Annotated in this window: 15 protein-coding genes; 6 read left to right on the plus strand and 9 right to left on the minus strand. The window is 63.9% G+C overall.

Annotated elements, in window-relative coordinates:
- Window positions 1-283: 283 nt before the first annotated feature.
- Window positions 284-517 (minus strand): hypothetical protein, encoded by a 234-nt coding sequence (locus tag Q3C01_RS06110; protein WP_458144433.1) that lies wholly within the window; start codon window positions 515-517, stop codon window positions 284-286.
- A gap of 338 nt (window positions 518-855) precedes the next feature.
- Between Q3C01_RS06110 and Q3C01_RS06115 the strand changes: the two genes are divergently transcribed.
- Window positions 856-2313, plus strand: coding sequence for a sensor histidine kinase (locus Q3C01_RS06115; RefSeq protein ID WP_458144473.1), 1458 nt, complete (start codon window positions 856-858; stop codon window positions 2311-2313).
- 68 nt (window positions 2314-2381) lie between these two features.
- On the opposite strand, the gene Q3C01_RS06120 is transcribed toward Q3C01_RS06115, so the two are convergent.
- Window positions 2382-3113 carry a cytochrome c biogenesis CcdA family protein gene (locus tag Q3C01_RS06120; protein ID WP_458144434.1) on the minus strand — a complete coding sequence of 244 codons (732 nt, stop codon included), beginning with the start codon at window positions 3111-3113 and terminating at the stop codon, window positions 2382-2384.
- 205 nt (window positions 3114-3318) lie between these two features.
- Window positions 3319-3555, minus strand: a complete 237-nt coding sequence (locus Q3C01_RS06125; protein ID WP_458144474.1) for a hypothetical protein — start codon at window positions 3553-3555, stop codon at window positions 3319-3321.
- Between the two features lie 519 nt (window positions 3556-4074).
- Between Q3C01_RS06125 and Q3C01_RS06130 the strand changes: the two genes are divergently transcribed.
- From Q3C01_RS06130 to Q3C01_RS06150, 5 genes are all read left to right on the plus strand, one after another.
- Window positions 4075-5118 carry a LysR family transcriptional regulator gene (locus tag Q3C01_RS06130; RefSeq protein ID WP_458144435.1) on the plus strand — a complete coding sequence of 348 codons (1044 nt, stop codon included), beginning with the start codon at window positions 4075-4077 and terminating at the stop codon, window positions 5116-5118.
- 29 nt (window positions 5119-5147) lie between these two features.
- Window positions 5148-5519 carry a helix-turn-helix domain-containing protein gene (locus Q3C01_RS06135; RefSeq protein WP_027558475.1) on the plus strand — a complete coding sequence of 124 codons (372 nt, stop codon included), beginning with the start codon at window positions 5148-5150 and terminating at the stop codon, window positions 5517-5519.
- Window positions 5520-5894: 375 nt separating this feature from the next.
- Entirely contained in the window at window positions 5895-7250 is a 1356-nt protein-coding gene (locus Q3C01_RS06140) for a L,D-transpeptidase family protein (protein WP_458144436.1), read from the plus strand.
- Between the two features lie 246 nt (window positions 7251-7496).
- Window positions 7497-8318 carry an enoyl-CoA hydratase gene (locus tag Q3C01_RS06145; protein ID WP_458144437.1) on the plus strand — a complete coding sequence of 274 codons (822 nt, stop codon included), beginning with the start codon at window positions 7497-7499 and terminating at the stop codon, window positions 8316-8318.
- Window positions 8319-8774: 456 nt separating this feature from the next.
- Window positions 8775-9050, plus strand: a complete 276-nt coding sequence (locus tag Q3C01_RS06150) for a hypothetical protein (RefSeq protein WP_458144438.1) — start codon at window positions 8775-8777, stop codon at window positions 9048-9050.
- Between the two features lie 712 nt (window positions 9051-9762).
- Here Q3C01_RS06150 and Q3C01_RS06155 read toward each other — a convergent pair.
- The 6 genes from Q3C01_RS06155 to Q3C01_RS06180 form a co-directional block, all read right to left on the minus strand.
- Entirely contained in the window at window positions 9763-10842 is a 1080-nt protein-coding gene (locus Q3C01_RS06155; RefSeq protein WP_458144439.1) for an isocitrate/isopropylmalate dehydrogenase family protein, read from the minus strand.
- Between the two features lie 131 nt (window positions 10843-10973).
- Window positions 10974-12041, minus strand: coding sequence for an alcohol dehydrogenase (locus tag Q3C01_RS06160; protein WP_458144440.1), 1068 nt, complete (start codon window positions 12039-12041; stop codon window positions 10974-10976).
- Between the two features lie 81 nt (window positions 12042-12122).
- Window positions 12123-13103, minus strand: coding sequence for an ABC transporter ATP-binding protein (locus Q3C01_RS06165; RefSeq protein WP_458144441.1), 981 nt, complete (start codon window positions 13101-13103; stop codon window positions 12123-12125).
- On the minus strand, window positions 13100-14092 hold the full coding sequence (locus Q3C01_RS06170; protein WP_458144442.1) for an ABC transporter ATP-binding protein: 993 nt from the start codon (window positions 14090-14092) through the stop codon (window positions 13100-13102). Before Q3C01_RS06170 ends, Q3C01_RS06165 begins: the two co-directional genes overlap by 4 nt.
- Window positions 14089-14961 carry an ABC transporter permease gene (locus Q3C01_RS06175; RefSeq protein WP_458144443.1) on the minus strand — a complete coding sequence of 291 codons (873 nt, stop codon included), beginning with the start codon at window positions 14959-14961 and terminating at the stop codon, window positions 14089-14091. The genes Q3C01_RS06170 and Q3C01_RS06175 overlap by 4 nt, the downstream gene beginning before the upstream one ends.
- Window positions 14948-15898: an ABC transporter permease gene (locus tag Q3C01_RS06180; protein ID WP_458144444.1), complete on the minus strand. Its 951-nt coding sequence runs from the start codon at window positions 15896-15898 to the stop codon at window positions 14948-14950. The genes Q3C01_RS06175 and Q3C01_RS06180 overlap by 14 nt, the downstream gene beginning before the upstream one ends.

A 15898-nucleotide genomic window follows, 5' to 3' on the forward strand; every position in this document is an offset into this window, starting at 1 on the left:
GCGGAGGCTAATACGCCCTTGGCAAGCTGAATAGTGGCACGGGGGCACGCGAGCGATGCAGAATGCAGTGCAAAATCCGACGCACCGTCGTCTGCCGCGCCGCAATCACCGAGAACAAATCTGTAGAATTGCGCAATCACACGAGAGGGCCACGGCGAAATCCTCGCCGCGGCCCTGACGTGTCGGCCTCAGTGCATGTGACCAATCAGATAAATGCCGCCACCGATCACGAGAACAGCGGGCACGGCCCAGAGAATGAAGACTGGTGGCATCGTGACCTCCCTCAATTCGACGTGCAGACCTTGACGGTCTTCATCCCAGCCTCGGCCTCGGTGCGCGATTTGTAGATGGTGCCGGCCGGGCCGACGACGGTCATCGACGATTCCGTCGGCCTCTTGTCGACGACGGTGCATTTCTTCGTCTTGACGTCCTGGACGACGTAGAACTCGTCGGCCGCCAACGCCGGCGCGACGAAGGCGGCGATCATCACCGCTGCGGTTGCGATTCTCAGTCTCATTGTTCCTCTCCTCCAATTGCCGAACCTGTTGGCTTCGGCAGTTCGACAACAGGAAAAAATGGCAGATCGTTCCTTTCAAAGTTCCGCTGGTGGTCGTTGCTCGCAATGAACGTCCGTCGTGGACGTCAGCAGCGCGAAACTCAACCGCCGATCCGGACGCGGAATGCAGCGCAAAATCGCTCGACCCGGATTTCTCGGCAAACTGGAAAACCCGTGGCGCAACGCGGAGGCTGCCCGTATGCTCCTGCATGATCCGGCGGCGTCGCGCCGGAACCAGGGCGCCCGCGTTGTCAAAGTTCACACTGCCCGTACGGCTCGCTCTCCTCGTCATGGGGACGATGCTGCCCTTGATCGTCTTCGCCGTCGGCATCGTCTTCTACAATTACACCCAGGACCGCGGCGACGCGAACCGCCGCGTGCTGGAAACGGTGCGCAGCATACGCCTGGTGCTCGATGCCGAGGTCCAGCGGATGACCGGGGGCTTGCAGGTCCTCGCGCTCACCGACGCGCTGCGCAGCGGCGACTTCCAGAACTTTCGCCGCATCGCCTCGGGCTTTCTCGACCAGTACGGCAAGGATGGCGTCGTGCTGGTCTCGGATCGCAAGGGACGGCTGTTGTTCTCCTCGGCGACAGAGGACACCGCGGGCCTTCCATTGCGCAACAACACCGAAATCGTGGAGAAGGTCTTCGCGACCAGGTCGCCGCAATATTCCGACCTGTTCCTCGGCGCGATCAAGCAGCGCCAGGTCGTCACCGTCGAGGTCCCCGTGTTGCGCGATGGCGAAGTGATGTACGCCCTCACCTTCAGCCCGCCGCTCGACATCTTCCAGACGCTGGTCGAGAAGCAACGGCCCGGTGAGCACTGGACGGTATCGCTGCTGGACAGCAAGGGCATCGTGTTCGCACGCGCGCCCAACCCGGGCGACACGTTCGGCAAGCGCGCCACGTCATCGCTCTATGACGAGATGTTCCGCAAGGGCGAGGCGTCCTTGTCGGCGGTCTCGCTCGACAACGTTCCGCTCAGCGCTGCGTATACGCGATCGCGGCTGACAGGCTGGACGGTTGCCGCGGGCGTCGCCGAGGGCTCGCTGGTCGCGCCGCTCTGGCGCAACATCGCGATTACGAGCCTGATCGGCGGTGCGCTGCTCCTGATCGGGCTTGCCTTCGCCTTGCGGATGGCCGCCACCATCGCGCGCGGCGAAATGCTGCACAATCTGCTCATCGAAGAGCTCAACCATCGCGTCAAGAATACCCTCGCCTTGATGCAGGCGATCGCAGTGCAGTCGTTCCGCAGCGCAAGCCGCGACGAGCGTACCAAGTTCGAGGGGCGCCTCGGCGCGCTCGCGGAAGCGCACAATCTCCTCAGCCAGGAGAAGTGGCAGGGCTCAGGCCTGAAGGACGTCGTTGCCCGCGCGCTGGACCCGTTCCTGCTGAACAATCCGGACCGCATCCGGATGAACGGACCAGCGGTGCCGCTGTCGCCGCGCCTCGCCGTCGTGCTGTCGATGATCATCCACGAGATGGCGACCAATGCGGCCAAATATGGCGCGCTGTCCAACGAGACAGGCACGGTGACGCTGGACTGGGAGGTCACCGGAGTGATAGCCAAGCCGCGGCTGCGGCTGATCTGGACCGAGCGGGGCGGCCCGCCGGTGAGCGCGCCTGTGCAACGCGGCTTCGGCTCCCGCCTGATCGAGCGCAGCGCGCGCGATCAGCTCGGCGGCGAAGCGACGGTGGATTTTCTGCCGCGCGGCGTCGTCTACACGATCAGCTGCGCGCTGGACGAGCCGCGGTAGCGAATGAGCCTACTTTGCATGGGGTTGTTTTCGATATTTTGTTGCCCGGCCTGGGGCCCTGACCGGCCCTACCCGATCGTCTGGAGCACCGGAAAAGTCTCCAGCAGCCAGATGCTCATGTTGCTGATTGCGCCCGTGAGAAAGAAAATGCCGGTGATCACCATGAGCACGCCCATGGCCCGCTCGACATTGACGAGATGGCCCTTCATGCGCGCGAACAGCGCCGAGAACTGCTCGATCAGGAGCGCTGCAATCAGGAAGGGAATGCCGAGCCCCGCGGAATAGACCGCGAGCAGGCCGGCCCCCTTGGTCACCGTCGCCTCCGCCGCGGCGATCGAGAGGATGGCCGCGAGGATCGGCCCGATGCACGGCGTCCAGCCGAAGGCGAAGGCAAGCCCCATGATATAGGCGCCCCACAGACCGACCGGCTTGGGGATCGGCAGCCGCCCCTCGCGCATCAGCAGGCTGATGCGCGTCAAACCGAGGAAGTGCAGGCCCATCACGATGATGACGACACCAGCGAGGATCGAGAGCTCTGCCGACCAGGCTCGGATCACGCTGCCGATCAGCGAGGCGCTGGCGCCCAGCGCAATGAAGATGGTCGAGAAGCCAAGCACGAACAGCAGCGCCGACATCATGACCGCGCGCCTGGAGGCGGACGGCTGCTCGTCACTTTCGACGTGCTCGATCGTGGCGCCGGTCAGATAGATCAGATAGGGCGGGACCAGGGGCAGGACGCAGGGCGAGAGGAAGCTGACGAGGCCGGCAAGCAGCGCCGCCGTGATCGAAACGTTTTGCATGATGCAGTCGTGGCCATCTCCAGGCCCGCACCGCGCGCAAGGGGAGCGCGCCGGAGTTTGGGCCCAACGGCCCCTGGTGTAACCGATGCAGGGTAATGCGCAACAGAGGCGCTGGAAACCAAGGCTCCTCCCGATGCCGCCTGTGATCACAGATGCGGCATCGGGACACGCACAAATCTCGCGGATGCGAGAGATGGCGGCGCGGTTATTTCACCACGCGGAGCAGCGGACGCCGGGGCTGGTCCTGCGTCTGCTTGGAACGGGAGGCGGATTCGCTGGCAGCGCCCCGCAGCATTTCGTCGCACAACGCCCGAAGCTCGGCATTGTCGACGCCTTTGAGTTTCATCCGCAAATCGAGGATGGCAATCGAGAGCAACTCGACCGACTCGCGCACGTGGTTCTCACTGAGAACCCGACGGCACTCCTCGAGCGTTTCGAGCACCGACTGCAATTGTTCATCTGAATGCGACACCGGAGTTCTTTCGTTAGTTCAACCTGTGAGAATGAATGGCAACGATCCCCGCGCCTCCTACGTGCGGGCGAAGATAGCACGACGGATCCAAGCCTTCGAATACGATTTCAGCGCATCCAGGCTCGAATATCGCAGTTCCGCTGCAAGAAAAGCGTTGCGTGACCGCCAGAACACGGCGCACCAGCGTAATTGGACTTCCCGGCAGTGCTTGCGGCGCAGGAGACCATAGGGAGGCGGGCGCGAAGCCGGACTTGCGACCCATAGCCTCCGATTTCGGGGGCCCAACCACACAGTGTTCTCAAGGCTCGCAATTAAACGCACGCGACACCCCTCATCCGGACGATCGACCGCCCGATTCCCAGTCCCTGGCGCACTCAAATACCTCCCACGACGCGGTAAGTATGGCGCTCAAAACTCGCCACCCCCGCAACCCGCCGTGGTTGTGGTTTGTCCAAGATTCTGCCAGTTTAGCCAGCTGAAAGGACTTGTATGCACCTCTTGGCGGAAAGGGGCGTTCCTCTGGAAGAACGCCAGAAAGCACTCCTCGGCGGCCTCTCGGATTGGGACGCGGCCAGGATATTCCTTGAGGTCGTGCGCTGTGGCAGCTTCCGCTCGGCGGCAGAGCGCCTTTCGCTCTCCATTAATGCCGTCCGTCGGAAGATCGACGATTTCGAGCGCCAGATCGGCGCCACCCTGTTCACCCGCGACGTCCACGGCACCCATTTGACCGATGAAGGCGCATTGGTGGTCTCGGCCGTGGAGCGGATGGAGGCTGCGACCTTCGACGTGCTGCGCGCCAGCGACACACTCGCCGGCACGTCCGGCGAGGTGCGGGTCGCCGTCACCGAGGGACTCGGCACCTTCTGGCTGGCGCCGCGGCTGGTCGAATTCCAGCAGAGCTATCCGAACATCCTTGTCGACCTGCACTGCGCGATGCGCTCGGCCGATGTCTCCCGACACGAGGCGGACGTGGCCATCCATCTGTCGCGCCCCTCGGCGCTCGACATCAAGCTGGTGCGGCTCGGCCGCATGCATCTGATGTTCTGGGCGGCCGAAAGATACATTCAGAAACATGGCGCGCCACGCACGGCTCACGAATTGATCAAGCACCGCCTGGTACTGCAATTCGCCGACCAGATCGCCGCCAAGGAAACATTCGAGAGCTTCTTCCCGGGCGTTGCTGAGCGTGACCTTCTGGTCATGAAGACCAACGTCTCAAGCGCCAACTACTGGGCTGTCGCAAACGGCGCCGGAATCGGCGTATTTCCGAGCTATGCCATCGCGCTTGGCGGGAAGTTGATACCACTGGAGGTCGCGTTGAACCGACCATTGGATATCTGGTTGTCCTACCATCCCGGTAGCGGCCGGATTCCAAGGGTGCGGCACATGATTGACTGGCTCATCGAAGCCTTCAATCCGGCTCGCTTCCCGTGGTTCAAGGATGAATTCGTGCATCCGCGCGAATTCAAGGAAGTGTACATGGGCGAACCCCTGACCCAACTCTTCGGGGGATTTTCAACCGAAGAACGGTGAGAAAAAGTATGAAAACAGCGGCGAAGAGAATGAAGCAGCGCAGTGCCGGCAAGCCGGACATTGAGCTTGGCAAGCGGATCAGGTTGCGGCGCGTCGAGATGAAAATCTCGCAGGCTGAGCTTGGCGAGAAGCTCGGCGTGAGCTTCCAGCAGGTCCAGAAGTACGAAAAGGGCGTCAATCGTGTCGGCGCGGCCCGTCTGCAGCAGATCGCTTCGGCGCTCGATGTGCCCGTGACCTTCTTCTACGACGGCGACAACAAGGCGCGCGAAGTCGAGAGCCTTCTGTTCCTCGACAGCGCCTTCAGCCTCCGGTTGCTGCGCGCCTACAGCAAGATCAAGGACCAGACGGTGCAGCGTCAGCTCGTTTCGCTGATGGAATCGATTGCTGCGAACGAGGGCTGAGCGATCGACGGCTGGGCAGTCGGCCGTCCATCGGATTTGATGTTCAATCCGCCGCGTCGCGGGGGCGCGGCTGGATTGGACAAGACTTCGCCGCGCGCCGGACGCGCGGCTTTTGCTTTTTTGGGCCTCCCCCGCACGATCCCCAAGCTTTTCGTCTGTTTCCGGCGCGATTTTCACGAACCGATCCGAGCCTTCGAGCGACCAAATCGAGGGCGGATAGGCCGGGACGCCTGCGTTTAATCGGACCGCAATCCCCATGCCCTAACCTGCGGCCGCCTCACGAATTGCCAAAAGCCGCGCCCGCGGCACTGCTGCAAGAAGACCATCATGCGAGCGCCCGTTCAGGCCTCGTCTTTCCAAGGGAAGATCAGACACATGTTGAAGCGCCAAGCCATGATCGTTGCGGTTGGCCTCTTCGCGAGCGCCTCGGCTCTTGCGCAAACCGAAACCACCGGTCAGGCCGGCGTCGCCAAGCCCGCTGCCGCAGCGCCGGCCGGAACGACGCCCTCTATGGCAAATCCGGCGCACACGGCCGCGCCGAAGGCTGCTACGACACCTGCCTCGACGCCCGAGTCACGATCGGCCGCCGCGCTTGCGCTGTCGCATGAGCCGACCTTCGACGAAGGCTCGGTCCAGCGGATCAAGGACGCCGCGCTGAGCTACTCCGACCTCGCCGTGCGCGGCGGCTGGCCGACGCTTCCTGCGGACGCGAAATTCGCCCTCGGCACACAGGGGCCCAATGACGAGTTGCTGCGCAAGAGGCTGATCGCCTCCGGCGACCTCGCCGCCGACAAGGCAAGCGGCGCCTTCGACGAGACGCTGGCCGAAGCCGTGAAGCGCTTCCAGGCACGGCATGGCCTGGCCCCGACCGGCACGGTGACGCCGCGCACGATCGCCGCGATGAACGTCCCAGTGCAAAAGCGCATCCGGCAACTCGAGGCCTCGCTGGAGCGGCTCCAGAACACGAACTTCGGCTTCGGGCAGCGCTATGTCGTGGTCAACATCCCCGCAGCCTTTGCCGAGGCAGTCGAGAACGACGTCGTGGTGCGGCGCTATCGCGTGATCGTCGGCAAGACCGAAAAGCCGTCGCCGACGCTGACGGCCGAGATCACCGGCGTCGTGCTCAATCCGACCTGGACCGTGCCGTCCTCGATCGCCAAGACCGAAATCTCCGCGCATATGCGCAAGGATCCGACCTATCTGTCGCGCATGCATATGGAGGTGCTCGACGGGCACGACAATCCGATCGATCCGAATTCGGTCGACTGGTCGGGCACCCACGCGCCGAACTTCACCGTGCGCCAGCAGAACGGCACGTTCAATGCGCTTGGCGCGGTCAAGATCGACATGCCGAACTCCTATTCGGTCTACATGCACGACACCAACCAGCGCAATCTGTTCAGCGACGACTACCGCTTCGATTCCCATGGCTGCTCGCGCGTCGACAATGTGCGCGATCTGGCGGCCTGGTTGCTCAAGGACCAGCCGAAGTGGAACCGCGCCGCGATCGACGCGGAAATTGCCACCGGACAGCATCTGGAAGTCCCGATGGCCAGGAAGGTCCCGGTGGCCTGGATCTACCTGACGGCGTGGATGACCAAGGACCAAACCATCCAGTTCCGCAGCGACGTCTATAACCAGGACGAGCAACTGCTCGAGGCGACCGCCGAGGAAGCCGCATTCTTCAGCAATGCGGCCAACCATCCGTTGACCGCGCATATGGCGCAGTAGGCGCCGCGGCATGGCCGGCCGATCAAAATCTGAAAAACAACCCCATGCAAAGTAGCGAGAGGGCTGCCGACGCATTGCGGATTTAACGAAATACCCTTGACACGTCGGGCAAATCAGGGGCAATAGTCGATCATCGCGCAATCTACGAAAGGACAACCGTGGCCTGCCCAGGAATGGGCCCGCCCTGGTTGACGTCGCCGCAGCGGCGGCCGCACATTGCAACGCTCGAAACAAGCGGGTGCGCGAATGGCAGACGTTTCCACGACAGGCGAGATTTCATTCGCCGACGGCAAGATCCTCACGACGATCACCGACGCCGTCGGCGTGATTACCTTCAACAATCCCGACAAGCACAATGCGATGTCGCTGGAGATGTGGGAGGGGTTTGGCCAGGCGCTGACGAGCTTGCGCGACGACGACGCGGTGCGCGTGGTGATCCTGCGCGGCGCCGGCGGCAGGGCTTTCGTGTCGGGAGCCGACATCAGCGAGTTCGAGAAGCAACGCCACGACGCGGCAGCCTCCGAGGACTATGCGAAACGCAGCGCCGCGCAGCGGGCGCTGCTCGCCGGCTACCCCAAGCCGACGATCGCCTGCATCCAGGGCTTTTGCCTCGGCGGCGGCATGCAGGTCGCAATGCTCGCCGATATCCGCATCGCCGCCGCCAGCAGCCAGTTCGGAATCCCCGCGGCAAGGCTCGGCATCGCCTATGGCTTTGACGGCTTGCGCCACCTTGTCTCGCTGGTCGGACCATCCTGGGCGCGATTGCTGATGTACACGGGAATGCGGATCGATGCCGCGGAGGCGCTGCGGATCGGGCTCGTCGAGCGCGTCATCCCCGACGATCAGCTCTGGGGCGAGACGATGGCGATCGCCGAGACGATTTCAGAGAATGCGCCGCTCGCAATCAGGGCCGCCAAGATCACGATTGCGGAGGTGCTGAAGGACGAAAGCCAGCGCGACATGGACGCGATCAAGGCGATCGGTACCGCCTGCATGGACAGCGAGGACTTTCGCGAGGGCCGCCAGGCCTTCATGGCAAAGCGCAAGCCACAGTTCCGGGGGCGGTGAGACTGCCTCTCAGGCCGGATTGAGCCGCCGCCAGCCCGGAGCGAGTTGGACTCGCGCTCGCTCTACGACCTCCGTCGTTGCAGGCACAGCGAAGCATCCGGTCTGACTCCGCGAGAAGATTCTGGATTGCTTCGCTGTGCTCGCAACAGCAATGACGGCGTGGATACGAGTGAGCGTCACAATCACGGCGTCATCGCCCGACTCGATCGGGCGATCCAGTACGCCGCAGCAGATGTGATGAATCTCGACGCCTCTAGAATACTGGATTCCTCGCATTCGCGGGGAATGACCGCGAGCCTATGAGACGTAGCGCCAAGTCTAGCCGCGATTTGGAACCGCTCGCACATCGGACGTGAACCGATATTCAGGAAGATTAAATTCCTCGCGGGCCCGTTCGCAGATTGCAACCAAACTGATCGCGCGACGGTTCTCTCGGCACCAACGAGGGAGATTGTGATGAAAATCAGGTTTGCTGTGCTTGGACTGGCGGCCATGGGCGGTGTTGCGCTCGCGTCGGGGCAGGCTCTGGCGGCAATGCCGAATGGCATTCCGCAGGCCGATCGTATCGCCAGCGGCCCGGCCGCCAATGTCGATCAGGTCCGCATGGTGTGTAACGCGTGGGGCCGTTGCTGGTGGCGCCCGAACTATTACCGCGCCTACGGCTTTTATGGTCCACGCCGCTTCGGACCTCGCCCGTGGGGCTGGGGTCACCGTCACTGGCGCCGCTGGTGACCGACGAAGGGGCCTAGTGGGCCCCTTTTTCATGTGAAGCATTCCGATAAGGACGTGGACCCATTAGCGCGGAGCCATAGCCTGATCGAAGCGAATTGGACGCGCTGGGATAAGGCCGCGCTTCGCGATGCTGAGCGTTGCAAGCGCGCGCCGCGTTTGTCAGCCGCCGATCACCACATCACCCGGCACGCCATCTTCGTCGGCGTGATCGTTATTCACCACCAGTATGGCCACCGCCACCCCTCATAGAGGATCCACGACGACACCAGGGGCGGGCCGTATGGATCGACCCGATCGTCTTCAGGGCGATAACGATATCGTGGAACAATATTATAATCCCACGGAGTCGGCCTGAGCACGGGCGCCGTGACAACAAGCCTCTGCTGTGGCTCACGAACGACCTGGGTCTTTCGCGTCCGGGCGTCAGCGCTGGACGTCCCAAGGTTACACAGCATCAGGGCTGTTCCGAGAGCACACGCGACAGTCATTTTCTTCATGCGTCAGCCTCCTTCCCAGAGAGTGCTAAAGGACTTAAAGCAAAGCCATTGCGTCGCAGTCGGCGAACAAGCGGACGCCACGGGACGCAACTATACATTTTATGGGTACATTGCCTAGAGCGCGATGAGATTGGGCTAAATCGCCATCGCGCTTTAGGTTATTTTTTGAGCATGATCTTTTCGGAAAACCGCTCCGCACTTTTCCGGATCATGCTCTAGAGTGCCGCGAGCACCGCTTTCGCGATGTCCGCGGTGCCGTTGCGGCCGCCGAACTCCATCGGCTTGATACCACCGGCATAGACCTGATCCACGGCGCGCTCAATTTGCTCGCCGGCCTCCGCTGCGCTTTCCACACCGTGCTTGTCGGCAAGCCAGTCGAGCATCATCGCGGCCGACAGGATCATGCCGGTGGGATTGGCCTTGCCCTGCCCCATGATGTCAGGCGCTGTGCCGTGGCACGGCTGGAACACGGCGTAGCGATCGCCAATGTCGGCCGACGGCGCCATTCCCATGCCGCCGATCAGGCCAGCGGTAAGGTCGGAGAGGATGTCGCCGAACATGTTCTCCATCACCATGACGTCGAAATCCCAGGGTCGCTTCACGAGCATCGCCGAGCAGGCATCGACATAGAGGCGATCCGCCTTCACTGCGGGGTGGTGCTTCGCCGCCTCGTCGAACATGTCGCGGAAGAAGGCAAAGGCCTTGAACACATTCGCCTTGTCGACGCAGGTGAGCGCGCCCGGCTTACCCCGCGACTTGCGCCGCTCGGCCAGACGGAAGGAGAATTCGAACAGACGCTCTGACGTCTTGCGCGTAATGACCAGCGTCTCGCGTGCATCCTCATGCGTGACGATGCCCTTTCCCATCGACGCAAACAGGCCCTCGGTGGACTCGCGGATCACGACGAGATCGATGCCGCGCGCATCGGCACCGACGATCGGGCTCGGCACGCCCGGGATGAGGCGCGCCGGGCGTACGCCGGCATAGAGGTCGAAGTGAAAGCGCAGCTCGACCTGAGGCATGATCTCGGTATTGTCGGGATAGCGCACCGACGGCAGCCCACACGCGCCGAGCAGGATCGCGTCGGCCTCCTCGCACAGCTTGATCGTGGTATCAGGCATCGACTTGCCGGTGGCGAGATAGTTGTTGGCACCCGCCGGCGCCTCGGTGAAGCGGAAGCTCAGGCCCGACTTCTCGCCGACCTTGCGCAGCACCTCCAGCGCCGGCGCCATGACTTCGGGACCGATGCCGTCACCGGCGAGCACGGCAATGTGGAACGCGTTATTTGCAGACATGGGATTCCTCAGCGAAAAGAAGAGAGACTCGTCATTGCGAGGAGCGGAGCGACGAAGCAATCCAGGCTGTCTCCGCGGATGGATTTCTGGATTGCTTCGCTTCGCTCGCAATGACGAAGGATGAGCATTCGCTACGGTGTCAACACCGTGCGTCCAACCACCGAACCCTGCTGCAATTGCACGAGCGCGTCGTTGGCCTTGTTGAGCGGCAGTGGCGTCACGGGGATCGGCGGCACTTGCTTTGATCGAACGAGGTCGAGCAATTCCTGCGTCTCGCGCAAATTGCCGACATAGCTGCCCTGGATCGTCACTGCCTTGATCGGGATCAGCGGCAGCGCCCAGGTGGCGCCGCCACCGAACAGGCCGACGATGACGAGCTTACCGCCCTTGGTCAGGCAGTCGAAGCCGAGCTGCGTGGTCGCGGCGTTGCCGACGAGATCGATCACCGCGCGGATCGGACCGCCCGCCTTCCTGGCAAGCTGTTCCAGCGCATCCGGCGCCTTGGGATCGACGGTGGCGAGCGCGCCGGCCTTCTCGGCCGCCTCGCGCTTCTTCGCATCGATATCGACCATGATCGCGCCCTTGCCGCCCATGGCCTTGAGCAGCGACAGCGCCATCAGGCCGAGGCCGCCGGCACCGAACATCACGATCGGCGTGTCGAAATGCTGCTCGACCTTTTTCAGCGCGCTGTAGGTGGTGACGCCCGAGCAGGCGTAGGGCGCGGTGGTCGCGGGATCGAGCCCCCTGAGATTGAGAAGGTAGCGCGGATGCGGCACCAGCATGTGATCGGCATAACCGCCGTCGCAATAGACGCCGAGCGAGCGCGGCGTCAGGCACATGTTCTCGTCGCCGGAATGGCAAGTCGCGCATTTTCCGCAGCCGATCCAGGGATAGACGAGACCAACATCGCCCTTGTTCAGGCCACCCTGATCGGACGGTTTCACGTCGGGACCAAAGGCCAGGACCTCTCCGACCGTCTCATGTCCCATCGTCAAGGGCAGCGCGATGCCACGGTCCTTCAACGAGAGCGGCTTGCGGCCATGGCCGAGATCATAGCCGCCTTCCCAGATGTGCAGGTCGCTATGGCAGACGCCGGCCGCCTTCACCTTGATCAGCACCTGCGTGCCCGAGGGCTGCGGCGTCGGCTCGTCGAACTCCTTCAGCGGCGCTTTGAAATCGGCGACCTTGAAGCTCTTCATGGCGTCTCTCCCGCTCAATTCTCGTTTTCAAGCGCAACCTTGCCACGTCCGGCGGAGCAAAACAAACGACGCTGTCTTAGGTCACGTCAGCGGATGATGGCAAGCCGCGAGCTGGCCCGGCGCGACCTCGCGCAGCTCAGGCATCTCCGCTGCGCATCGCTGATCCGCGCGCGGACAGCGGGTGCGGAAGCGGCAGCCCGACGGCGGCGCGATCGGCGATGGCGGCTCACCCGTGGCGACACTTTCCGCTGGCCGCACGTCGGGATCGGGGACCGGAATGGCCTCGAGCAGCAGTGCCGTGTAGGGATGCGCGGGCTTTGCGAACAATTGCTCTGATGGTCCGACCTCGCAGAGGCGTCCGAGATACATCACGGCGACCCGGTCGCTGACGGCTTTGACCACCGCCAGATCGTGCGCGATGAACAGCAGCGTGAGGCCGAATCGCGCCTTCATCTCCTCCAGCAGATTGAGGATCTGCGCGCGGATCGAGACGTCGAGCGCCGAGACCGGTTCGTCGCAGACGATGAATTCGGGATTGAGCACCAGCGAGCGCGCAATCGAGATGCGCTGGCACTGGCCGCCGGAGAATTCATGCGGCAGGCGGCCGACCACCAGATCGGGATCGAGGCCGACCGCGCCCAGGACCTCGTGGACGAGCTGCCTGCGCCGCTTCGCATCCTTGATGCCGGCGATGATCAGGGGCTCTGCGACGATGTCGCCAATGCGCCGGCGCGGATTGAGTGAGGCGATCGGATCCTGGAAGATGAGCTGGACGCGGCGCCGCATCCTGCGCAGCGGCTCGCCCTGCATGGCGGTCAGGTCCTCGCCGTCGAACAGCACGCGACCGGACTCGGCGCGGCGCAGTTGCAGCACCGCGCGCCCCAGCGTCGACTTGCCGCAGCCGGACTCGCCGACCAGCCCCAGCGTCTCGCCGCGCGCGACCTCGAGGCTGACGCCGGAGACAGCGTGCACGATCTTGTTGCCGAGGCCATATTCGACGACCAGATTGTCCACTCTCAGCAGCGGCTCGTCGGACTGCGCGCGGGCGGCGATCTGCATCATGCGTCGAGACCTTCGGCCATCTGGAGCGGATGGAAGCAGGCGTAGAGATGTTCGGGCATTTCGGCGCCTGTCAGTTCCGGCTTCGCCTGATGGCAGCGGCCGGCGGCATAGCGGCAGCGCGGCGCGAAGGAGCAGCCTTGCAAGGGCCGGGTCGGATCTGGCGGACGGCCGGAGATCGCCGGCAGCGGAGTGTGCGGCGCGGTGTCGAGCTTCGGGATCGCGGCCAGCAGCGCCTCGGTGTAGGGCATGTGCATCCGCTTGAAGAGCGCAGGCGTCGGTGCGCGTTCGACCACCCTGCCGGCATACATCACCGCAACCTCGTCAGCACGGCCGGCGACCACGCCCAGATCATGGGTGATCAGGATCATCGCCATGTGGCGGCGGTGCTGCTCGCGCGCCAGGAGATCGAGGATCTGCGCCTGGATGGTCACGTCCAGCGCCGTTGTCGGCTCGTCCGCGATCAGGAGTTTTGGCTCGCAGGACAGCGCGATGGCAATCGCGATGCGCTGGCGCATGCCACCGGAGCATTGATGCGGATATTGCGCGAGCCGCTGTTCCGGCGCCGGGATGCCGACGGCCGCAAGCAGCTCGATGCTGCGCCTTCGCGCAGCCGGCGTGTCGAGCTCGAGGTGCTCCTGGATCGTCTCCATCAGTTGCGTGCCGATAGTCAGCACGGGATTGAGCGAGGTCATCGGATCCTGAAACACGACCGCAAGATCGCGCCCGCGCAGCCGCCGCAAGCTTTCCGCATCGAGCCGCACCAGATCCTGGCCGTCGAACATCACGCGTCCGGTGAGCTTCGCCTTCTTCGGCAGGAGCTGAAGGATGGCCCGCGACAGCATGGTCTTGCCGCAGCCGGACTCGCCGACGATGCCGAGCGTGCGGCCCGCCTCCAGCGCAAGATCCACATGATCCACCGCACGCAGATTGCCGCGTGGCGTCGGCAGCTCGACCGCGACGTCCTCGATCGACAATAGCGGCACGCTCACAGCGCCCCCTGACGCGGGTCGGTGAGTGCCCGCAAGGTGTCGCCAACCAGATTGAAGGCCAGCACGGTGAGGAACAGCGCGGTCGCCGGCAGGAAGGCGAGCCGTGGCGCGATGTCGAGGCTCTCGCGCCCCTCCCCGATCATGCTGCCCCAGCTCGCCATCGGCGGCGGCACGCCCAATCCCAGGAACGACAACGCACCCTCGACCACGATGGTCACGGCGACTGCGAGCAGGAAGAACGCGAGCAGCGGCAGGATGACGTTAGGCAACAGCTCCCGCAGCAGGATGCGCGCATGCGTGGCGCCGAGCGCCTCGGCCGCGATCACGAATTCGCGTCGCGCCAGCGTCAGCGTGGACGCACGCGCCACCCGCATGAAGGCGGGGATTCCGAGCACACCCAGGATGAAGGTGAGATTGGGAATCGACTGGCCGAGATAGGCAGTCACTGCGAGCGCGAAGACCAGCGGCGGAAAGGCGAGCAGGACGTCCATGCTGCCGACCACCAGCGTCTCGACGCGGCCGCGGAAGTAACCGGCAAGCAGGCCGAGCGCGCCGCCGACGCTCAGGCCGATCATCGGCGCAAACAACCCGACCGTCAGCGAGACGCGCGCGCCGAAGACCAGACGCGCAAGCTCATCACGGCCCAGGCCATCGGTGCCGAACCAGTGCTCGGCCGAGAACGCGGCTCTGCGCTCCAGCATGTCCATATCGGTCGGGCTCTGCAGCGGCAGCAGCGGGGCCAGGATCGCAAGCGCAAAGACCAGGGCAAGCCAGGCGATCGCCAGCCAGAACAACAGGCCGAGCCGCCGCCGGCGCCGCTTGGGCTCCGACCCCGCCTCCTCCCGAAGCGAGAGCTCAAGCGTGGCCATGGCGGATCCTGGGATCGAGGACGGCATAGAGCATGTCGACGATGAAGTTTACGATGACGAAGCCGGATGCGACGAGCAGCACCACACCCTGGAGTATGATGAGGTCCCGAGTGTAGATCGCGCCGACCAACAGCCGGCCGAGGCCCGGCAGCGCAAAGATCGATTCCACGATCAGCGTGCCGCCGATCAGCCGCCCGATATTGATGCCGGTCACGGTCACCAGCGTCAGCGACGAGGGCTTTAGCGCATGCACGAAAAGGATGCGCGACGGCGTCAGGCCCTTGGCCTTGGCGAGCGCGATGTAGTCCTCCTGCAAGGTGGCGATCATGTCCGAGCGCAGCACGCGCATGATGCCCGGCCATTCCGCGAGCGCCAGCGTCAGCGCCGGCAGGACGAAGAAGCGCAGATTGGCGACCGGATCCTCAGTGAACGGCACGTAACCGGTCGCCGGCAGCCAGTGCAGCTCCACCGCGAATAGGTAGATCAGGAGGATCGCCGACAGGAACGACGGCAACGACAGCATCGCGAATGCGCCGCCGGTCATGAAGCGATCGAACGGGCCGCCGGCGCGCGCCGCGCAGACAATGGCAAGCGGTACACCGATCAACAGTCCCAGAAATTCGGCGAGCAGCATCAACTCGATCGAGACCGGCACCCGTTCGGCGACCGCCTGGAGCACCGTCTGCCCGGTGCGGAAGGAGCGGCCAAGATCGCCCTGGAGCACGTGGCCGAGCCAGCTCAGGTATCGCCACCATAGCGGCTGATCGAGCCCCATGTCGTGGCGAAGTGCTGCGACCTTCTCCGGCGTCGCCTGGTCACCAAGGATGACGTAGGCGAGATCGCCGGGCAGAAGCGACGCGATCAGGAAGGTGAGCAGCGAGACGGCAGCCAGCACCGGCAGGATATGAATGAGCCGCCGAATGACGAAGGCGAGCAT

This window comes from Bradyrhizobium sp. UFLA05-109 (assembly GCF_054185165.1).